This window comes from Pseudomonas sp. RC3H12, assembly GCF_018596375.1.
GTDB lineage: Bacteria > Pseudomonadota > Gammaproteobacteria > Pseudomonadales > Pseudomonadaceae > Aquipseudomonas.
Genome location: NZ_CP075595.1, coordinates 5,468,595 through 5,485,210, shown reverse-complemented (window position 1 = coordinate 5,485,210; position 16,616 = coordinate 5,468,595). Strand labels below are relative to the sequence as shown.

15 protein-coding genes and 2 tRNA genes are annotated in these 16,616 nt (G+C 62.8%); 7 read left to right on the top strand and 10 right to left on the bottom strand.

The annotated features are described in order from the left end of the window. Nucleotides 1–82 precede the first annotated feature (82 nt). Together pncB and nadE are read left to right on the top strand one after the other, a co-directional pair. Nucleotides 83–1,288, top strand: coding sequence for a nicotinate phosphoribosyltransferase (gene pncB / locus KHO27_RS24875; protein ID WP_110701816.1), 1,206 nt, complete (start codon nt 83–85; stop codon nt 1,286–1,288). Nucleotides 1,289–1,291: 3 nt separating this feature from the next. Beyond that, nucleotides 1,292–2,119 (top strand): NAD(+) synthase, encoded by an 828-nt coding sequence (gene nadE / locus KHO27_RS24870; protein WP_139673813.1) that lies wholly within the window; start codon nt 1,292–1,294, stop codon nt 2,117–2,119. A gap of 114 nt (nt 2,120–2,233) precedes the next feature. On the opposite strand, the gene azu is transcribed toward nadE, so the two are convergent. Further along, nucleotides 2,234–2,680 (bottom strand): azurin, encoded by a 447-nt coding sequence (gene azu / locus KHO27_RS24865; RefSeq protein WP_102683950.1) that lies wholly within the window; start codon nt 2,678–2,680, stop codon nt 2,234–2,236. Between the two features lie 346 nt (nt 2,681–3,026). Here azu and KHO27_RS24860 point away from each other — a divergent pair, with 346 nt between their 5' ends. Beyond that, nucleotides 3,027–3,614 carry a cytokinin riboside 5'-monophosphate phosphoribohydrolase gene (locus tag KHO27_RS24860; protein WP_110701823.1) on the top strand — a complete coding sequence of 196 codons (588 nt, stop codon included), beginning with the start codon at nt 3,027–3,029 and terminating at the stop codon, nt 3,612–3,614. 34 nt (nt 3,615–3,648) lie between these two features. Here KHO27_RS24860 and KHO27_RS24855 read toward each other — a convergent pair whose 3' ends face one another. The 9 genes from KHO27_RS24855 to KHO27_RS24815 all read right to left on the bottom strand — a co-directional run bounded on the left by KHO27_RS24855 (nt 3,649) and on the right by KHO27_RS24815 (nt 13,490). Next, nucleotides 3,649–5,952 (bottom strand): YgiQ family radical SAM protein, encoded by a 2,304-nt coding sequence (locus KHO27_RS24855; RefSeq protein WP_102683945.1) that lies wholly within the window; start codon nt 5,950–5,952, stop codon nt 3,649–3,651. Between the two features lie 165 nt (nt 5,953–6,117). After that, nucleotides 6,118–7,515 carry a replicative DNA helicase gene (gene dnaB, locus KHO27_RS24850; protein ID WP_046854007.1) on the bottom strand — a complete coding sequence of 466 codons (1,398 nt, stop codon included), beginning with the start codon at nt 7,513–7,515 and terminating at the stop codon, nt 6,118–6,120. 110 nt (nt 7,516–7,625) lie between these two features. After that, nucleotides 7,626–8,072 carry a 50S ribosomal protein L9 gene (gene rplI / locus KHO27_RS24845; RefSeq protein WP_046854006.1) on the bottom strand — a complete coding sequence of 149 codons (447 nt, stop codon included), beginning with the start codon at nt 8,070–8,072 and terminating at the stop codon, nt 7,626–7,628. A 20-nt stretch (nt 8,073–8,092) separates the two neighbouring features. After that, nucleotides 8,093–8,959, bottom strand: a complete 867-nt coding sequence (locus KHO27_RS24840; RefSeq protein WP_111533326.1) for a YybS family protein — start codon at nt 8,957–8,959, stop codon at nt 8,093–8,095. 34 nt (nt 8,960–8,993) lie between these two features. Next, nucleotides 8,994–9,224, bottom strand: a complete 231-nt coding sequence (gene rpsR, locus KHO27_RS24835) for a 30S ribosomal protein S18 (protein WP_003249563.1) — start codon at nt 9,222–9,224, stop codon at nt 8,994–8,996. 28 nt (nt 9,225–9,252) lie between these two features. Then, nucleotides 9,253–9,678, bottom strand: a complete 426-nt coding sequence (gene rpsF, locus KHO27_RS24830; protein ID WP_023629370.1) for a 30S ribosomal protein S6 — start codon at nt 9,676–9,678, stop codon at nt 9,253–9,255. Between the two features lie 322 nt (nt 9,679–10,000). Continuing rightward, entirely contained in the window at nt 10,001–10,747 is a 747-nt protein-coding gene (rlmB, locus tag KHO27_RS24825) for a 23S rRNA (guanosine(2251)-2'-O)-methyltransferase RlmB (protein WP_104444841.1), read from the bottom strand. Further along, nucleotides 10,744–13,317, bottom strand: coding sequence for a ribonuclease R (rnr, locus tag KHO27_RS24820; protein WP_110701829.1), 2,574 nt, complete (start codon nt 13,315–13,317; stop codon nt 10,744–10,746). Before rnr ends, rlmB begins: the two co-directional genes overlap by 4 nt. After that, nucleotides 13,317–13,490: a hypothetical protein gene (locus tag KHO27_RS24815; protein ID WP_158539579.1), complete on the bottom strand. Its 174-nt coding sequence runs from the start codon at nt 13,488–13,490 to the stop codon at nt 13,317–13,319. The genes rnr and KHO27_RS24815 overlap by 1 nt, the downstream gene beginning before the upstream one ends. A gap of 98 nt (nt 13,491–13,588) precedes the next feature. On the opposite strand from KHO27_RS24815, the gene KHO27_RS24810 reads away from it, so the two are divergent. From KHO27_RS24810 to KHO27_RS24795, 4 genes are all read left to right on the top strand, one after another. Beyond that, nucleotides 13,589–13,675 (top strand) — tRNA-Leu (locus KHO27_RS24810). A gap of 88 nt (nt 13,676–13,763) precedes the next feature. After that, nucleotides 13,764–13,850: transfer RNA gene (locus KHO27_RS24805), tRNA-Leu, on the top strand. Between the two features lie 170 nt (nt 13,851–14,020). Continuing rightward, nucleotides 14,021–15,034 carry an extracellular solute-binding protein gene (locus KHO27_RS24800; RefSeq protein ID WP_023629373.1) on the top strand — a complete coding sequence of 338 codons (1,014 nt, stop codon included), beginning with the start codon at nt 14,021–14,023 and terminating at the stop codon, nt 15,032–15,034. Further along, the gene (locus KHO27_RS24795; protein WP_214500922.1) at nt 15,034–16,599 is read left to right on the top strand and encodes an ABC transporter permease; all 1,566 of its coding nucleotides are present in this window, start codon (nt 15,034–15,036) and stop codon (nt 16,597–16,599) included. Before KHO27_RS24800 ends, KHO27_RS24795 begins: the two co-directional genes overlap by 1 nt. The last annotated feature ends 17 nt before the right edge of the window (nt 16,600–16,616 follow it).

The window sequence follows — 16,616 nt, the reverse complement described above, 5'->3', positions numbered from 1 at the left end:
GGCTTGCCCCGCGATGTGAGCACATGCAAAAGCAAAAGGCTGGCACAATAGCCGCCATTGCCCGCTTTGGAGCTTCCCCCTGATGAGCGAGAGCGCATTCGCCGAGCGCATCGTGCACAACCTGCTCGACACCGACTTCTACAAGCTCACGATGATGCAGGGCGTCCTGCACAACTACCCGGACGCCGATGTCGAATGGGAGTTTCGCTGCCGCAACGGCGAGGACCTGCGGCCCTACCTGGGCGAGATCCGCAACCAGCTCGAGCTGCTCAGCGAGCTGACCCTGGATGACGGCCAACTGGCCTTCCTCGAGCGCATCAGCTTCCTCAAGCCGGACTTCCTGCGCTTCCTGCGCCTGTTCCGCTTCAACCTGCGCTATGTGCGCATCGGCATCGAGAACGACCAACTGTTCCTGCGCCTGAAAGGCCCATGGCTGCATGTGATCCTGTTCGAAGTGCCGCTGCTGGCCATCATCAGCGAAGTGCGCAACCGCCACCTGCACCCGCGCATGCGCCTGGCCGAAGCCCGCGACCAGCTATATCGCAAGTTCGACTGGCTGCGCGCCCACGCCAGCGTCGACGAACTGGCCGAACTGCAGGTGGCCGACTTTGGCACCCGCCGGCGCTTCTCCAGCCGCGTGCAGGAAGACGTGGTGCGGGTGCTGCGCGATGAGTTCCCGGGCCGCTTCGTCGGCACCAGCAACGTCGACCTGGCATGGAAGCTGGATATCAAGCCCCTGGGCACCATGGCCCACGAATGGATCATGGCCCACCAGCAGCTAGGCCCACGGCTGATCGACAGCCAGATCGCCGCCCTGGACTGCTGGGTGCGCGAGTACCGTGGGCTGCTCGGCATCGCCCTGACCGACTGCATCACCATGGATGCCTTCCTGAAGGATTTCGACCTGTACTTCGCCAAGCTGTTCGATGGCCTGCGCCACGACTCGGGCGAGCCGGTGGCCTGGGCGGAAAAGGCCATCGCCCATTATCAGAAGCTCGGTATCGACCCGATGACCAAGACCCTGGTGTTCTCCGATGGCCTGAACCTGACCCGCTCGCTGGAAATCTTCCGTGCCTTGCGCGGGCGCATCAACGTCAGCTTTGGCATCGGTACCAACCTGACGTGCGACATCCCCGGCGTGGCACCGATGAACATCGTGCTTAAAATGACCGACTGCAACGGCTCGCCGGTGGCGAAGATCTCCGACGAAGCCGCCAAGACGCAGTGCCGTGACGAAAACTTCGTCGCTTACATGCGCCACGTATTCAAAGTCCCCAGCAAGGAGTAACCCATGCAAGCCGTTCAGCAAGAGATTGCCCGGGCGCTCAAGGTGCAGCCGCCATTCGCCGATGCTGCCGCCCTTGAGCAGGAAGTGGCCCGGCGCGTGGCGTTCATCAAGGACTGCCTGGCCAATGCCCGGCTCAAGACCCTGGTGCTGGGCATCAGTGGCGGTGTCGACTCGCTGACCGCCGCCCTGCTCGCGCAGCGCGCCATCAGCGAGCTGCGCGACGAAACCGGCGACAAGGCATATACCTTCATCGCCGTGCGCCTGCCGTACCACGTGCAGCACGACGAGCACGACGCCCAGGCCTGCCTGGAGGTGATCAAGGCCGACGAGGTGCACACCATCGACATCGCGCCAGCCGTAAAGGCCTTGGCGGCGGAGGTCGAGGAACTGAAAAACGGCTCGCCGACCCTGGTCGACTTCGTCGTTGGCAACGTCAAGGCGCGCACGCGCATGGTCGCCCAATACACCGTCGCCGGTGCCCGTGCGGGCCTGGTGATCGGCACGGATCACGCGGCCGAAGCGGTGATGGGCTTCTTCACCAAGTTCGGTGACGGGGCCTGCGACCTGGCGCCGCTGAGCGGGCTGGTGAAAAACCAGGTGCGCTCCATTGCGCGCAGCTTTGGCGCGCCGGAATCGCTGGTGGAAAAAGTACCGACCGCGGACCTCGAAGACCTCGAACCGGGCAAGCCGGACGAAGCGTCCCACGGCGTGACCTACCAGCAGATCGACGCCTTCCTGCACGGTGAGCCGGTGAGCCAGGAGGCGTTCGACATCATCGTCGCCACCTACCGCAAGACCCAGCACAAGCGCGAGCTGCCGTTCGCCCCTTGATCCGGCTATGGAAACAACTGTGGGAGCGTGCCTGCCCTGCGATGACGTTGGTGGTTTCACCTTCGCCATCGCGGGGCAAGCCCGCTCCCACAAGGGTACTGCGTCAGGCGTCGCTTACTTGACGACGACCTTGCCCTTCATCATCGAGATGTGGCCAGGGAAGGTGCAGAAGAAGCTGTAGTCGCCACCGGCTTCCAGCTTGGAAGTATCGAGCTTGAAGGTGTCTTTTTCGCCGGCACCGATCATCTTGGTGTGGCCGATGATCGCGGCGTTGTCGGCCTTGATGTAATCCTTGTCCAGGCCTTGCGACATGCCTTCGGTGGCGATGGCCTGCATGTCGGCGGTCTTGCTGATGACCAGGTTGTGGCCCATGACGTTCTTCGGCAGGCTGCCACCGTGGGTCAGTTCGATCTCGACGGTCTTGCAGCTCTTGTCGACGGTGAATTCCTTGGTGTTGAACGACATCTGGTCGGTCGAGTCGACAGTCACCTTGCAGTCGGCGGCAAAGACGGAGGCGCTGGCGAGGGTCAGCAGGGATACCGCTACAGCTTTCGCAAACATCATGAATCTCCTTGGCAGGGTTTTATCAATTGCGAGACTGCCTGAAAACCGGACGCCCGTACCTGATATGGGTCAAGGGGTGTCAAGTCGCCAGCCAGTAGATTTGTTCAATGGATTGTATACAACCAATCAAAGTGCACATCATGCCCTCTTAATGGACGATGAGACAACCTCTCAATTAGGAGCAATGTCATGACATTGAGCAGCATGATGCGCAGCCTGCTGGCAGCCTACGCCTGTGGCGCGGCCGGTTCGGCGGTCTGCGAGTTCGCCCGCCCCGAATGATCCCCTTGGAACCGACAGGCATGCGCCTTACCCTGTGCGCGCATGTAAAGGGAGATAAGCAATGCCTGTACGTTCCGTTTGTGTCTTCTGTGGCGCCAGCATCGGTGCCAACCCTGCCTACCGTGAAGCCGCCGTCGCCCTCGGCCAGGCCATCGCCCGCCGTGGCCTGACGCTGGTGTACGGCGGCGGCGCGGTCGGCCTGATGGGCACCGTCGCCGATGCCGCCATGGCGGCGGGTGGCGAGGTTGTCGGCATCATTCCTGAAAGCCTGATGAACGCCGAAATCGGCCACAAGGGCCTGACCCGCCTGGAGGTGGTAGATGGCATGCATGCGCGCAAGGCGCGCATGGCCGAACTCAGCGACGCCTTCATCGCCCTGCCGGGTGGCCTGGGCACGCTGGAGGAGCTGTTCGAGGTGTGGACCTGGGGGCAACTAGGCTATCACGCCAAGCCGCTGGGCCTGCTCGATGTGAATGGGTTCTATGCGAAGCTCGGCGGGTTCCTCGACCATATTGTCGAGGAAGGCTTCGTGCGGCCACAGCACCGGGCAATGCTGTTGCTCGGGGAGCGGCCGGATGAGTTGCTGGATGGGATGGACAGCTTCGTTGCGCCGGTGGTGCCGAAGTGGGTCGACAAGCAGCCTGATTGACCTGGAAGGGGCTGCTTTGCAGCCCCTTTTATGATCAGCGCGGAATGACCGGCTGGCGCGGCTTCTTGCCCTTGCCGCCACCACCCTTGGCCGCTTCCTTGCGCTCCTTGGCCGCCTGCTGGTTGCGGGCGAACGCCTCGGCCTTGGCTTTCTCGCGCTTGTCCCACGGCTTGCTGCCATCGCTGGCGCGCGGCGGCAGGCCGGTGTGCTGGGTGAGGATCTTCTGGTCCTTGCCCACCTTGTGGCTGCCGGCCGGGGTCGAGTTCTTGCGCCGCGCACTCTGGTAAGTGTCGGTCGCCGGCTGGTGCAGCGGGATCAGCTGGTGCTTGCCTGGCCCGATCAGGTCGGCGCGCCCCATGCGCTGCAGCGCCTCGCGCAGCATCGGCCAGCCCTTTGGATCGTGATAACGCAGGAACGCCTTGTGCAAGCGGCGCTGCTCCTCGCTCTTGACGATCTCCACCCCTTCGCTCTTGTAGGTGACCTTGCGCAGCGGGTTCTTGCCCGAATGGTACATGGCGGTGGCCGAAGCCATCGGCGACGGATAGAACGCCTGCACCTGGTCGGCGCGGAAGCCATTGCCCTTGAGCCACAGGGCCAGGTTCATCATGTCTTCGTCGGTGGTACCCGGGTGGGCGGCGATGAAGTAAGGGATCAGGTACTGCTCCTTGCCCGCCTCTTTCGAGAACTTCTCGAACATGCGCTTGAAGCGGTCGTAGGTGCCGATACCCGGCTTCATCATCTTGTCCAGCGGACCACGCTCGGTGTGCTCCGGGGCGATCTTCAGGTAACCACCGACGTGGTGGGTGACCAGCTCACGCACGTACTCCGGCGACTCGACCGCCAGGTCGTAGCGCAGGCCCGAGGCGATCAGGATCTTCTTGACCCCCGGCAGGGCACGAGCCTTGCGATACAACTCGATCAGCGAGCTGTGGTCGGTGTTGAGGTTCTCGCAGATGCCCGGGAACACGCACGAAGGCTTGCGGCAGTGCTTCTCGATGTCGTGGCTCTTGCAGGCGATGCGGTACATGTTGGCGGTCGGCCCGCCGAGGTCGGAGACCACGCCGGTGAAGCCCGGCACCTTGTCGCGCATCTCCTCGATCTCGTGCAGGATCGACTCGTGGGAGCGGTTCTGGATGATCCGGCCTTCGTGCTCGGTGATCGAGCAGAAGGTGCAGCCACCGAAGCAGCCACGCATGATGTTCACCGAGAAGCGGATCATCTCGTAGGCCGGGATGCGCTCCTTGCCATACGCCGGGTGCGGGATGCGCGCATAGGGCATGCCGAACACATAGTCCATCTCTTCGGTGGTCATGGGAATGGGAGGCGGGTTGAACCACACGTCCACCTCGCCATGCTTCTGCACCAGGGCGCGGGCATTGCCCGGGTTGGTCTCCAGGTGCAGCACGCGGTTGGCGTGGGCGTAGAGCACCGGGTCGTTGCGCACCTTCTCGAACGACGGCAGGCGGATCACCGACTTCTCGCGGGTGACGCTGGGGCTGTCGAGGATCTGCACGACCTTGGCTTCGTTCGGGTCTTCCTGGTCGCCCTTGGCCTGCTCGATGGCACAGGCCTGGGTGTCCTGGGTGTTCACGTACGGGTTGATGATCTTGTCGACGCGGCCCGGACGGTCGATGCGCGTGGAGTCGATCTCGAACCAGCCCTGCGGGGTGTCGCGACGAATGAACGCGGTGCCGCGCACATCGGTGATGTGCTCGATGCGTTCACCCTGGGACAGGCGCTGGGCAACCTCGACGATCGCGCGTTCGGCGTTGCCGTACAGCAGGATGTCGGCACTGGCGTCGACCAGGATCGAGTGGCGGACCTTGTCCTGCCAGTAGTCGTAATGAGCGATACGGCGCAGCGAGGCCTCGATGCCGCCGAGCACGATCGGCACATGCTTGTAGGCTTCCTTGCAGCGCTGGCTGTACACCAGGCTGGCTCGGTCCGGACGCTTGCCGGCCAGGCCGCCTGGCGTGTAGGCGTCGTCGGAACGGATTTTCTTGTCCGCGGTGTAGCGGTTGATCATCGAGTCCATGTTGCCCGCCGCGACCCCGAAGAACAGGTTCGGCTCGCCGAGCTTCATGAAGTCGTCCTTCGACTGCCAGTTCGGCTGGGCGATGATGCCCACCCGGAAGCCCTGGGCCTCGAGCAGGCGGCCGATGATGGCCATGCCGAACGATGCGTGGTCGACGTAGGCGTCACCGGTCACGATGATGATGTCGCAGGAATCCCAGCCGAGCTGATCCATCTCCTCCCTGCTCATCGGCAGGAACGGCGCTGGACCGAAGCATTCGGCCCAGTACTTGGGATAGTCGTAGAGTGGTTTGGCTGCTTGCATGTCAGTGACCGGTTCTAATGTGCAGGAAAATCGCGGGCGCGGAATATAGCACAAATTTTGACCAAATCCGACGGTGGTGGTCGGATTCATCTGTAGCTTCCACTGGCCCTATCGCCGGCAAGCCGGCTCCCACAGGAGCGCTGCTGCCGGGGATAGGCTCGGTGATTACTCGTCGTCGTCGAAGTTGTACATGCCCGGTGCGAGGTTCTCGAAGCGGGTGTACTTGCCGATGAACGCCAGGCGAATGAAGCCGATGGGGCCGTTACGCTGCTTGCCGATGATGATCTCGGCCACGCCCTTGTGCTCGGTCTCGGGGTGATACACCTCGTCACGGTAGACGAACATGATCACGTCGGCGTCCTGCTCGATCGCACCCGATTCACGAAGGTCGGAGTTGACCGGGCGCTTGTTGGGGCGCTGCTCCAGGGAGCGGTTGAGCTGTGACAGGGCGATTACCGGGCAGTTGAATTCCTTGGCCAGCGCCTTGAGCGAGCGGGAGATCTCGGAAATCTCGTTGGTCCGGTTGTCACCGGCCGAACCCGGGATCTGCATCAGCTGCAGGTAGTCGACCATGATCATGGCGATCTCGCCGTGCTCGCGGGCCAGGCGGCGGGTGCGCGCACGCATTTCCGATGGGCTGATGCCGGCGGTATCGTCGATGAACAGCTTGCGGTCGTTCAGCAGGTTGACCGCCGAGGTCAGCCGCGGCCAGTCGTCGTCGTCCAGCTGACCGGAACGCACCTTGGTCTGGTCGATGCGCCCGAGCGACGACAGCATACGCATGATCAGCGATTCACCGGGCATCTCGAGGGAGAACACCAGCACCACCTTGTCGCTGCGCAACACGGCGTTTTCCACCAGGTTCATGGCGAAGGTGGTCTTGCCCATCGACGGACGGCCCGCGACGATGATCAGGTCGGCGGCCTGCAGGCCGCTGGTCTTTTCGTCCAGGTCGGTGAAACCGGTGGACACGCCGGTGATGTCGCTGTCGGAGTTGAACAGCGTGTCGATACGGTCGATGGCCATGGTCAACAACTCATTGACCCCCACCGGCCCGCCGGTCTTCGGCCGCGCCTCGGCGATCTGGAAGATCTGCCGTTCGGCGTCGTCGAGGATCTCTTCGGCGTTACGCCCCTGCGGGTTGAAGGCGTTGTCGGCGATATCGGTGCTGATGCTGATCAGCTGCCGCAGCGTGGCCCGCTCGCGGATGATCGCAGCATAGGCCTTGATGTTGGCCACCGACGGGGTGTTCTTGGCCAGCTCGGCAAGGTAGGCCAGGCCGCCGACCTGGGTGGACACGCCTTCCTTGTCCAACTGCTCGTGCAGGGTGACCACGTCGAACGGCTGGTTCGCATCCACCAGCTTGTGGATGGCACGGAAGATCAGGCGATGGTCATGCCGGTAGAAATCGCCATCCGACACCTGATCCAGCACCCGCTCCCAGGCGTTGTTGTCCAGCATCAGGCCACCGAGCACGGCCTGTTCGGCCTCGATGGAATGCGGCGGCACCTTCAGGGCAGCGGTTTGCAGGTCGAGTTGTTCGGGGGTGGTGATCTCGTTCATGGCCACGAAAGAATTCTGGAAGATGAAAAAGACAAAGGGCACGGCCTGCAAGACAGGACCGTGCCCGATGTTAACCGCCTGGCCCGCGAGGGACCAGCCGATTACGCAGCTTAGGCAGCTACGACAACCACACGTACGGTGGCTTCAACGTCGCTGTGCAGGTGCACGGCTACGTCGTACTCGCCAACCTGACGAATGGTGCCGTTCGGCAGACGAACTTCAGCCTTGGCCACTTCAACGCCGGAGGCGGTCAGGGCGTCAGCGATGTCGTGGGTGCCGATCGAACCGAACAGCTTGCCTTCGTCGCCAGCGGTGGCAGTGATGGTCACTTCCAGCTCGGCCAGTTGGGCAGCGCGGCTTTCAGCCGAAGCTTTTTTCTCTGCGGCGGCTTTTTCCAGCTCGGCGCGGCGTTCTTCGAACGCGGCCAGGTTGGCGGCGTTGGCAACGGTGGCCTTGCCGAATGGCAGCAGGAAGTTACGGCCGTAACCAGCCTTAACGTTTACTTTGTCGCCCAGGTTGCCCAGGTTGGCGACTTTTTCCAGCAGGATCAGTTCCATTTGGTAAAACCTCTTAACTTTTAACCTTCACCGTTCGCGGAGTCGTCACCCTGTGAAGGGGACTTGCGACCGCGAAAATCAATCAGGCTGTCGACAATGGCCAGAACCACGAGCAACGGATACATCAGCTGCATGAGCAGCGGCAACGTCACGTACATCCCCACCAGCCAGAAACCGGCCAGACGCCGTTGTGCCACCAGCCCGTGAATCAGGGCGATGCCAGCGAGCAGCAGCACCAGGCTGGACGCACTGGCCAGGACGATGAACTGAGACCCGATGAACGGGCCCAACACCATCAATGACACCAGCACCAGCATGGGTACCAGCGGCAGCCTCAGTTCGCGAAACTCGCGCCCGAAACCACCGGGGTTGTACAACGCAGCCTGCCAATAGCGCGCCAGCATCAAGGCCAGCAGGCTGAACAGCTGCAGCATTACCGCACTGGAAGCGACCAGCAAAGGGCCGATCAGCTCACCAGGTAGTACTGGTTGGCCCTCGAACTGCGGCAGGGCTTTTTCAAGCGCCTTGGCCAGCACCTCGAAGGTTTCGCGCATCACCGCATCCAGGATCAGGCTGTACAGCAAGCCTAATGCGACACTGGACAGCAGTACCCGGGTCCAGGAATGCCCGGCGCGCAACGAGGCGGCCAGACCCAGCGTTCCCAAAAGCACCAGCAAGGTGCTCGGTTCGCCGAAGAACCCCATGATCAACGCTGGCAAAAGGCCCCAGGCGATGACCGATGAAGCGTCCTTGAACCCGCGCCGCAGGAGCACAAGGCTCCCGGCAGCGGCACTCAACCAGAACAGCAGCGGCAGTACCGCGCTGATGACCACCACGAGGGTGGCCTGCACACGACCGCGCATGATGAAACTTGCCAACGCTCGCATGCTTATCCCTTGCTACTTAGTCGACGACCCGGTCTCAGCGGCCGTGGCTGTCGGTGTAGGGCAGCAGGGCCAGGAAGCGGGCGCGCTTGATAGCGGTGGCCAGCTGACGCTGATAACGAGCTTTGGTACCGGTGATGCGGCTTGGAACGATCTTGCCGGTTTCGGATACGTAAGCTTTCAGGGTGTTGAGATCTTTGAAGTCGATCTCTTTCACGTCTTCAGCAGTGAAGCGGCAGAATTTACGACGACGGAAGAAACGTGCCATGTAATAGGCTCCTCAAAAGGTCCGTGGATTACTCGTCAGCGTTATCGCTGTTGTCGCTGTCATTGCTGTCGTCGCCTTCGGCGCCATCAGCATGCTCAGGACGTTCACGACGCTCACGGCGCTCGCTGCGGTTCTCTTCTGCCTTGAGCATCTCGGACGGGCCGGTGACGGCTTCGTCGCGACGGATGACCAGGTTACGGATCACGGCATCGTTGTAGCGGAAGTTGTCTTCCAGCTCGGCCAGGGCCTTGCCGGAGCACTCAACGTTCAGCATCACGTAGTGAGCCTTGTGAACATTGTTGATTGCGTAGGCCAGTTGACGACGGCCCCAGTCTTCCAGGCGGTGGATCTTGCCACCATCTTCTTCGATCAGCTTGGTGTAACGCTCAACCATGCCGCCGACTTGCTCGCTCTGGTCCGGGTGAACCAGGAAGATGATTTCGTAATGACGCATGAATGCTCCTTACGGGTTAGTAGTCTGCCAGCAACCTGGTCAGACAAGGAGTGAATGACACTGTATGTCTTGCCCTAGAGAGAAGGCACATGCGCGCCTGCCAGCTCGGCAAGGGGCGCAATTGTAGAGAAGCCGGGAAGGACAAGCAAGGAGGTTGGCGAATATTTGAACAGCCGGAAACATATTCGCCAGGTCGGGTGATTCTTGCGGGAACGGGGCTCGTGGGAGGGGCGATGCGGCGACCCGCCCCGCGATGGTGGTGGGTTTGCCATCGCATCGCGGGGCAAGCCCGCTCCCACGCCCCCGCCCCACGAGCAATGAATCAGCGCTTGACCTGACGCTGCCTCACCGCCTCGAACAGGCACACCCCGGTGGCCACCGAAACGTTCAGGCTGCTGACGCTGCCGCCCATCGGCAACTTCACCAGGAAATCACAGTGTTCACGGGTCAGGCGGCGCATGCCCTTGCCTTCGGCCCCCATGATCATCACCAGCGGACCGGTCAGGTCCTGCTGGTAGATTTCCTGCTCGGCCTCGCCAGCGGTACCGACCACCCACAGTCCGCGCTGCTGGAGTTTCTCCAGGGTACGCGCCAGGTTGGTCACGGCCACCAGCGGCATCACCTCGGCGGCGCCGCAGGCCACCTTGCGCACCACGCCGGTCAGGGTCGCGGACTTGTCCTTGGGGATCACCACGGCGGTCGCCCCGGCCGCATCGGCGGTGCGCAGACAGGCGCCGAGGTTGTGCGGATCGGTAACGCCATCGAGCACCAGGATCAGTGGCGGCGTCTCGGTGCGCTCGAGCAGCTCGTCGAGCATCGCCTCGCCCCATACCTGGCTCGGGCTCACCTCGGCGACCACCCCCTGATGCACACCTTCGACCCAGGCGTCGAGCTCACGGCGCTCGGCCTGGCCGACCTGGACGCGGTTCTGCGCAGCCAGCTCCAGCAGGGCCTGGATGCGTGGCTCACTGCGCCCTTCGGACAGCCAGATCTGCTTTACCCGCTTGGGGTGGTGTTGCAGCAGCGCCTGCACGGCATGCACGCCGTAGATCTTTTCCAGCTGACTCATGACTTGTTCTTGCCCTTGCGTGGCGCGCCGGACTTGGGCGGCCCCTTGCGATGCTTGGTCGGCTTGCCGGACGACTTGCCACCTTTTTCCGACTTGCCGCCGGCATGGCCGCTGGCACGCGCCTCGCCCATCAGCGCCTTCTTCATTTCACGGCTCTTACGCACCTCGGCATTGCGCTGCACGGCGTCTTTCGGGAAGTACGCCTCGGAGGCCTCGCTCTTGCGGCTGCGCGGCTTGGGCGAAATCTTCGCTTCGGCGGCAGGCGCCTGCTCGGCCACCGGCTGCGCGGCAGCGCGTGGCTTGCGGCCGACCGGCGCGGTGACGGTCTTCTCCGACATTTCGAAGTCGATCTTGCGCTGCTCGAGGTCGACACGCATGACCTTCACCTCGACCGTGTCGCCCAGGCGGAAGCTGCGGCCGCTGCGCTCACCGGACAGGCGGTGATGCACCGGATCGAAGTGGTAGTAGTCACCCGGCAGGGCGCTGACATGCACCAGGCCTTCGACATAGATGTCGGTCAGCTCGATGAACAGGCCAAAGCCGGTCACCGCGGTGATCACACCAGGGAAGGTCTCGCCGACGCGATCACGCATGTACTCGCACTTGAGCCAGTTGACCACGTCGCGGGTGGCCTCGTCGGCGCGGCGCTCGGTCATCGAGCACTGCTCGCCCATCTGCTCGAGGCTGTTCTCGTCGTACGGGTAGATGCGCGCCTTGGGAATGCTCATGGCACCGGCACGCTTGACATGCGGGGTGTCGACCTTGGAGCGGATCACGCTGCGGATGGCGCGGTGCACCAGCAGGTCCGGGTAACGACGGATCGGCGAGGTGAAGTGGGTGTAGGCCTCGTAGTTCAGACCGAAGTGACCGTTGTTCTCGACGCTGTACACCGCCTGGCTCAGCGAGCGCAGCATGACAGTCTGGATCAGGTGGAAGTCCGGGCGCCCAGCGATGCTCGCCAGCAGCGCCTGGTAGTCCTTTGGCGAAGGATCCTTGCCTTTGTGCAGGCTCAGGCCCAGCTCACCGAGGAATGCGCGCAACTTCTCCAGGCGCTCGGGCGGCGGACCATCGTGCACGCGGTACAGCGCAGGCACATTGTGCTTCTGCAGGAACTCTGCCGTCGCGACGTTGGCCGCCAGCATGCACTCTTCGATCAGCTTGTGGGCGTCATTGCGCACGGTCGGACGAATTTCGTCGATCTTGCGGTCTTCGCCGAAGATGATCCGGGTTTCCTGGGTCTCGAAATCGATCGCGCCACGGGTGTGACGGGCCGCCAGGAGCACCTTGTACAGGGCGTACAGGCTCTTCAGGTCCGGCAGCACCGCGCTGTACTCCTCGCGCAGGGCCTTGCCTTCGCGGGTGCGGGAATGCTCGAGCATGCTGCTGACCTTGTTGTAGGTCAGGCGCGCATGGGAGTGGATCACACCCTCGTAGAACTGGTAGTCGACCATCTGGCCGGCCTTGTTGATGGTCATTTCGCAGACCATGGCCAGGCGATCGACGTGCGGGTTCAGCGAGCACAGGCCGTTGGACAGCTCTTCGGGCAGCATCGGCACGACGCGCTCGGGGAAGTACACCGAGTTACCCCGTTGCTGCGCTTCGGTATCCAGGGCCGAACCCAGGCGCACGTAGCTGGAAACGTCGGCGATCGCCACGTACAGGCGCCAGCCGCCGGAGAACATGCGCAGCTTGCCGAGCGGCTCGCAATACACCGCATCGTCGAAGTCGCGGGCGTCTTCGCCGTCGATGGTGACGAAAGGCAGATGGCGCAGGTCGATGCGCTTCTCTTTATCTTTCTCCTCGACTTCGGAGCGGAACTTGCGCGCTTCCTTGATCACCTCCTGCGGCCAGACATGCGGAATGTCATAGCTGCGCAGGGCGATGTCGATCTCCATGCCCGGCGCCATGTAGTTGCCGATCACCTCGACCACATCACCCTGCGGCTGGAAGCGCGGGGTTGGCCAGTGGGTGATCTTGATCGACACGAACTGGCCGATCTTGGCGCCGCCGTTGCGCCCGGCGGTGACCAGCACTTCCTGCTGGATCTTCGGGTTGTCGGGGGTCACATAGCCGATGCCGCCCTCTTCGAAGTAACGGCCGACCACGCTTTCGTGGGCGCGGGAGATGACTTCCACCAGCACACCTTCGCGGCGGCCACGGCGGTCCACCCCGGAAACACGGGCCAGGCCGCGGTCGCCGTCGAACACCAGGCGCATCTGCGACGGGCTGAGGAACAGGTCTTCGCTGCCATCGTCGGGAATCAGGAAGCCGAAACCGTCGCGGTGGCCGGACACGCGGCCACAGATAAGGTCAAGCTTGTCCACCGGGGCATAGGTGCCGCGCCGGGTATAGATAAGCTGACCGTCGCGCTCCATGGCACGCAGGCGGCGGCGCAGGGCTTCGATCTGGTCTTCTTCGTAAAGACCGAACTCTTCGGCCAGCTGTTCGCGGGCAGCCGGCTCGCCACGGTCGGCGAGGCGCTGCAGGATCAGCTCACGGCTGGGGATAGGGTTGTCGTATTTTTCCGCTTCGCGAGCGGCCTCGGGATCGAGGGATTGCCAATCGGCCATCAGAAGGGGTTCACCTTGGGGTATATAGATATGAATTCTGGCATAGGCGTATTGAAACCGGAAATGTCAGCCTTGGACAGCCCCGGCGTGGTATCCGCCGAACGGAAATAGGCGCGTGGAATCAACGGGTTGAATTTTTTGAATTTTTTTTCGGTCAGGGGCTTTACAGCCATCAGGAGCGTCCGTATAGTGCGCACCACAACGACGGACAACCCCGAAGTTGTAGTAGAGATGAACGACGCTGTAAAGCATCTTTTAATCTCGAATGTGTGCCCAGGTGGCGGAATTGGTAGACGCGCTGGTTTCAGGTATCAGTGACTTAACGGTCGTGGAAGTTCGAGTCTTCTCCTGGGCACCAAAAATTTTCAAGTAACAGATGACCAAGGATCTGTTACTACTGTGTGAAAGCAGACGAAAGTCGCCTTCAACAGACGATGCAAAGCTTTGCCCAGGTGGCGGAATTGGTAGACGCGCTGGTTTCAGGTATCAGTGACTTAACGGTCGTGGAAGTTCGAGTCTTCTCCTGGGCACCATACAAAAACCCACTAGCTTGCTAGTGGGTTTTTTCTTGCCTGCGATTTCATGTCGCCGGGCAGCCCCCCCCCTTCGTCTACCCATGAATTTCCCGTCATGCGCCCATTTGAGAAACAATTTCGTTTACCATTGTTTCCAAATATGTAGCCGTAAGCGAGGAAGCACCCGCATGACGATCCGCCCGCAACCGCTGATGCGCACCCTGGCCGCCGCAGTCCTGAGCCTGGTGATCGGCGCTCCGGCCGCCCTGGCAGACGAACCAGTCACGTTGACAATGTACAACGGCCAGCACAAGGAAATCGGTGAAGCCATCGCCAAGGCCTACGAGGCCAAGACCGGCATCCATATCAATATCCGCAAGGGCAGCAGCAACCAGCTCGCCAGCCAGATCATCGAGGAAGGCGAACGCTCGCCGGCCGACATCATCTATACCGAAGAGTCGCCACCGCTGAACAACCTGGGCGAACTGGGCCTGCTGGCGAAGATCGACGACGCCACCCTGAACATGCTGCCCAAGGAGTACGTGGGCGCCAACGGCACCTGGATGGGCGTCACCGCGCGCACCCGCGTGGTGGTCTACAACCCGAAGAAGATCGATGAGAAGGACCTGCCGACCACGGTGATGGATTTCGCCGGCCCCGAATGGGACGGCCGTGTCGGCTACGTGCCCACCAGCGGCGCCTTCCAGGAACAGGCGGTGGCCATCCTCAAGATGCACGGGCGCGAAGCCACCGAAGAATGGCTGACCGGCCTTAAAGCCTTCGGCAAGACTTACACCAACAACATGGTCGCGCTGAAGGCCGTGGAGAAGGGCGAAGTCGCCGCCGTGCTGGTGAACAACTACTACTGGTACGCCCTGGAGCGCGAGCGCGGCAAGCTCGACTCCAAGCTGTACTACCTGGCCGACGGCGACGCCGGCAACCTGGTGACCATCTCCGGTGCTGCCGCGGTCAAGGCCAGCAAGCATCCGAAAGAGGCCCAGGCCCTGCTCAACTGGATGGCCAGCGAAGAAGGCCAGCGCGTGATCACCCAGACCACCGCCGAATACCCGCTGCATAAAGGCATGGTCTCCGACCGCGGGCTGAAGCCGTTCGATGAGCTGCGCCCGCCGAAGATCTCGCCGGCCGACCTTGGCAATGCCGAGGAAGCCATCGAGCTGGAACGTGAGGTTGGCCTGCTCTGATGACTGCCGCCCTGCCCTCGCCCGCCTTGGCGCGCTTCGTCCCCAAGCGCAAGCGCCCGTCCATCTGGGTGGTGCTGCCCGTGCTGTTCCTGGTGGCCATGAGCCTGCTGCCATTGCTGTACGTCGGGCTCAAGGCCTGGGATGCCGGCTGGCATGAAGCCCTGCGCCTGCTATGGCGTCCGTTCGTGTGGGGCTTGCTGCGCAACACCCTGCTGCTGATGGTCGGCGTCACCGCGCTATGCCTGGTGGTGGGCGTGGCCCTGGCCTGGCTGCTGGAGCGCAGCGACCTGCCGGGCCGACGCCTGTGGGGCGTGGTGCTGTGCCTGCCGTTCGCCGTGCCGTCGTTCGTCAGCAGCTTCACCTGGGTGTCGCTGAGCTCGGACTTCGAAGGACTGGGCGGGGCGATCCTGGTGATGGCGCTGTCGAAGTACCCACTGGTGTTCCTGCCGGTGGCCGCTACCCTGCGCAACCTGGATACCGCGCTGGAGGAGTCGGCGCGCACTCTGGGCTGCAGCCGCTGGGGCGTGTTCCGCAAGATCACCCTGCCGTTGCTGTGGCCGTCGATGCTCGGTGGCGGGCTGCTGATCGCCCTGCACATGCTGGTGGAGTTTGGCGCCCTGTCGATCCTTGGCCTGCAGACCTTCACCACGGCGATCTACCAACAGTTCGAACTGGAATTCAGCAACGCCAACGCCGCGATGCTTTCGGCAGTACTGCTGGTGCTGTGCCTGGCGATGCTGTGGCTGGAACTGCGAGTGCGTGGCAAGGCGCGTCATGTGCGCATTGGCCAGGGCGTTGCGCGCCGCGCCCAACCCTTGCGACTGCGCGGCTGGATGCCACTTGGCCAGCTGTTCTGCCTGGCGCTGGCGGTGCTGGGCAGCGGCATTCCGCTGGCCATGCTCGGCTACTGGCTGAGCGTGGGCTCATCGGCGGCCTTCCCGGTCGCGGCCATCGGCAAGGCCCTGGGCACCTCGCTGTCGGTGTCATTGGGTGGCGCCGGCTTCTGCGTGCTGCTGGCCCTGCCAATCAGCTTCCTGGTGGTGCGCTACAAGGGGCGCCTGGCGATCTGGGCCGAGCGTTTGCCGTACCTGCTGCACGCCCTGCCCGGGCTGGTCATTGCGCTGACCCTGGTGTTCTTCGCCCTGCACTATGTGCCGGCGCTTTACCAGACCACGGCGCTGTTGATCTTGGCCTATGCCCTGCTGTTCCTGCCGCTGGCGCAGTCGCCGGTGCGCACCGCACTGAACAAGGCCTCGCCAACCCTGGAAGAGGCGGCACGCACCTTAGGCGCCAGCAGCTTCGCGGCCTTCTGCCGGATTACCTTGCCGATCATCTTCCCGGCAATGGCAGCGGCTTTCGCCCTGGTGTTCCTGGATGCGATGAAGGAATTGACCGCCACCCTGCTGCTCAGCCCGACCGGGATGACCACATTGGCCACCGAGGTGTGGGCGCATACCGCCAACGTCGAGTTCGCGGCGGCGGCGCCTTATGCGGCGTTGCTGATCGTGGTTTCGGGATTGCCGGTGTATCTGCTGACTACGCGGATGTACCTGAACAAGGCCTAAAACGCCATCGCGGGGAA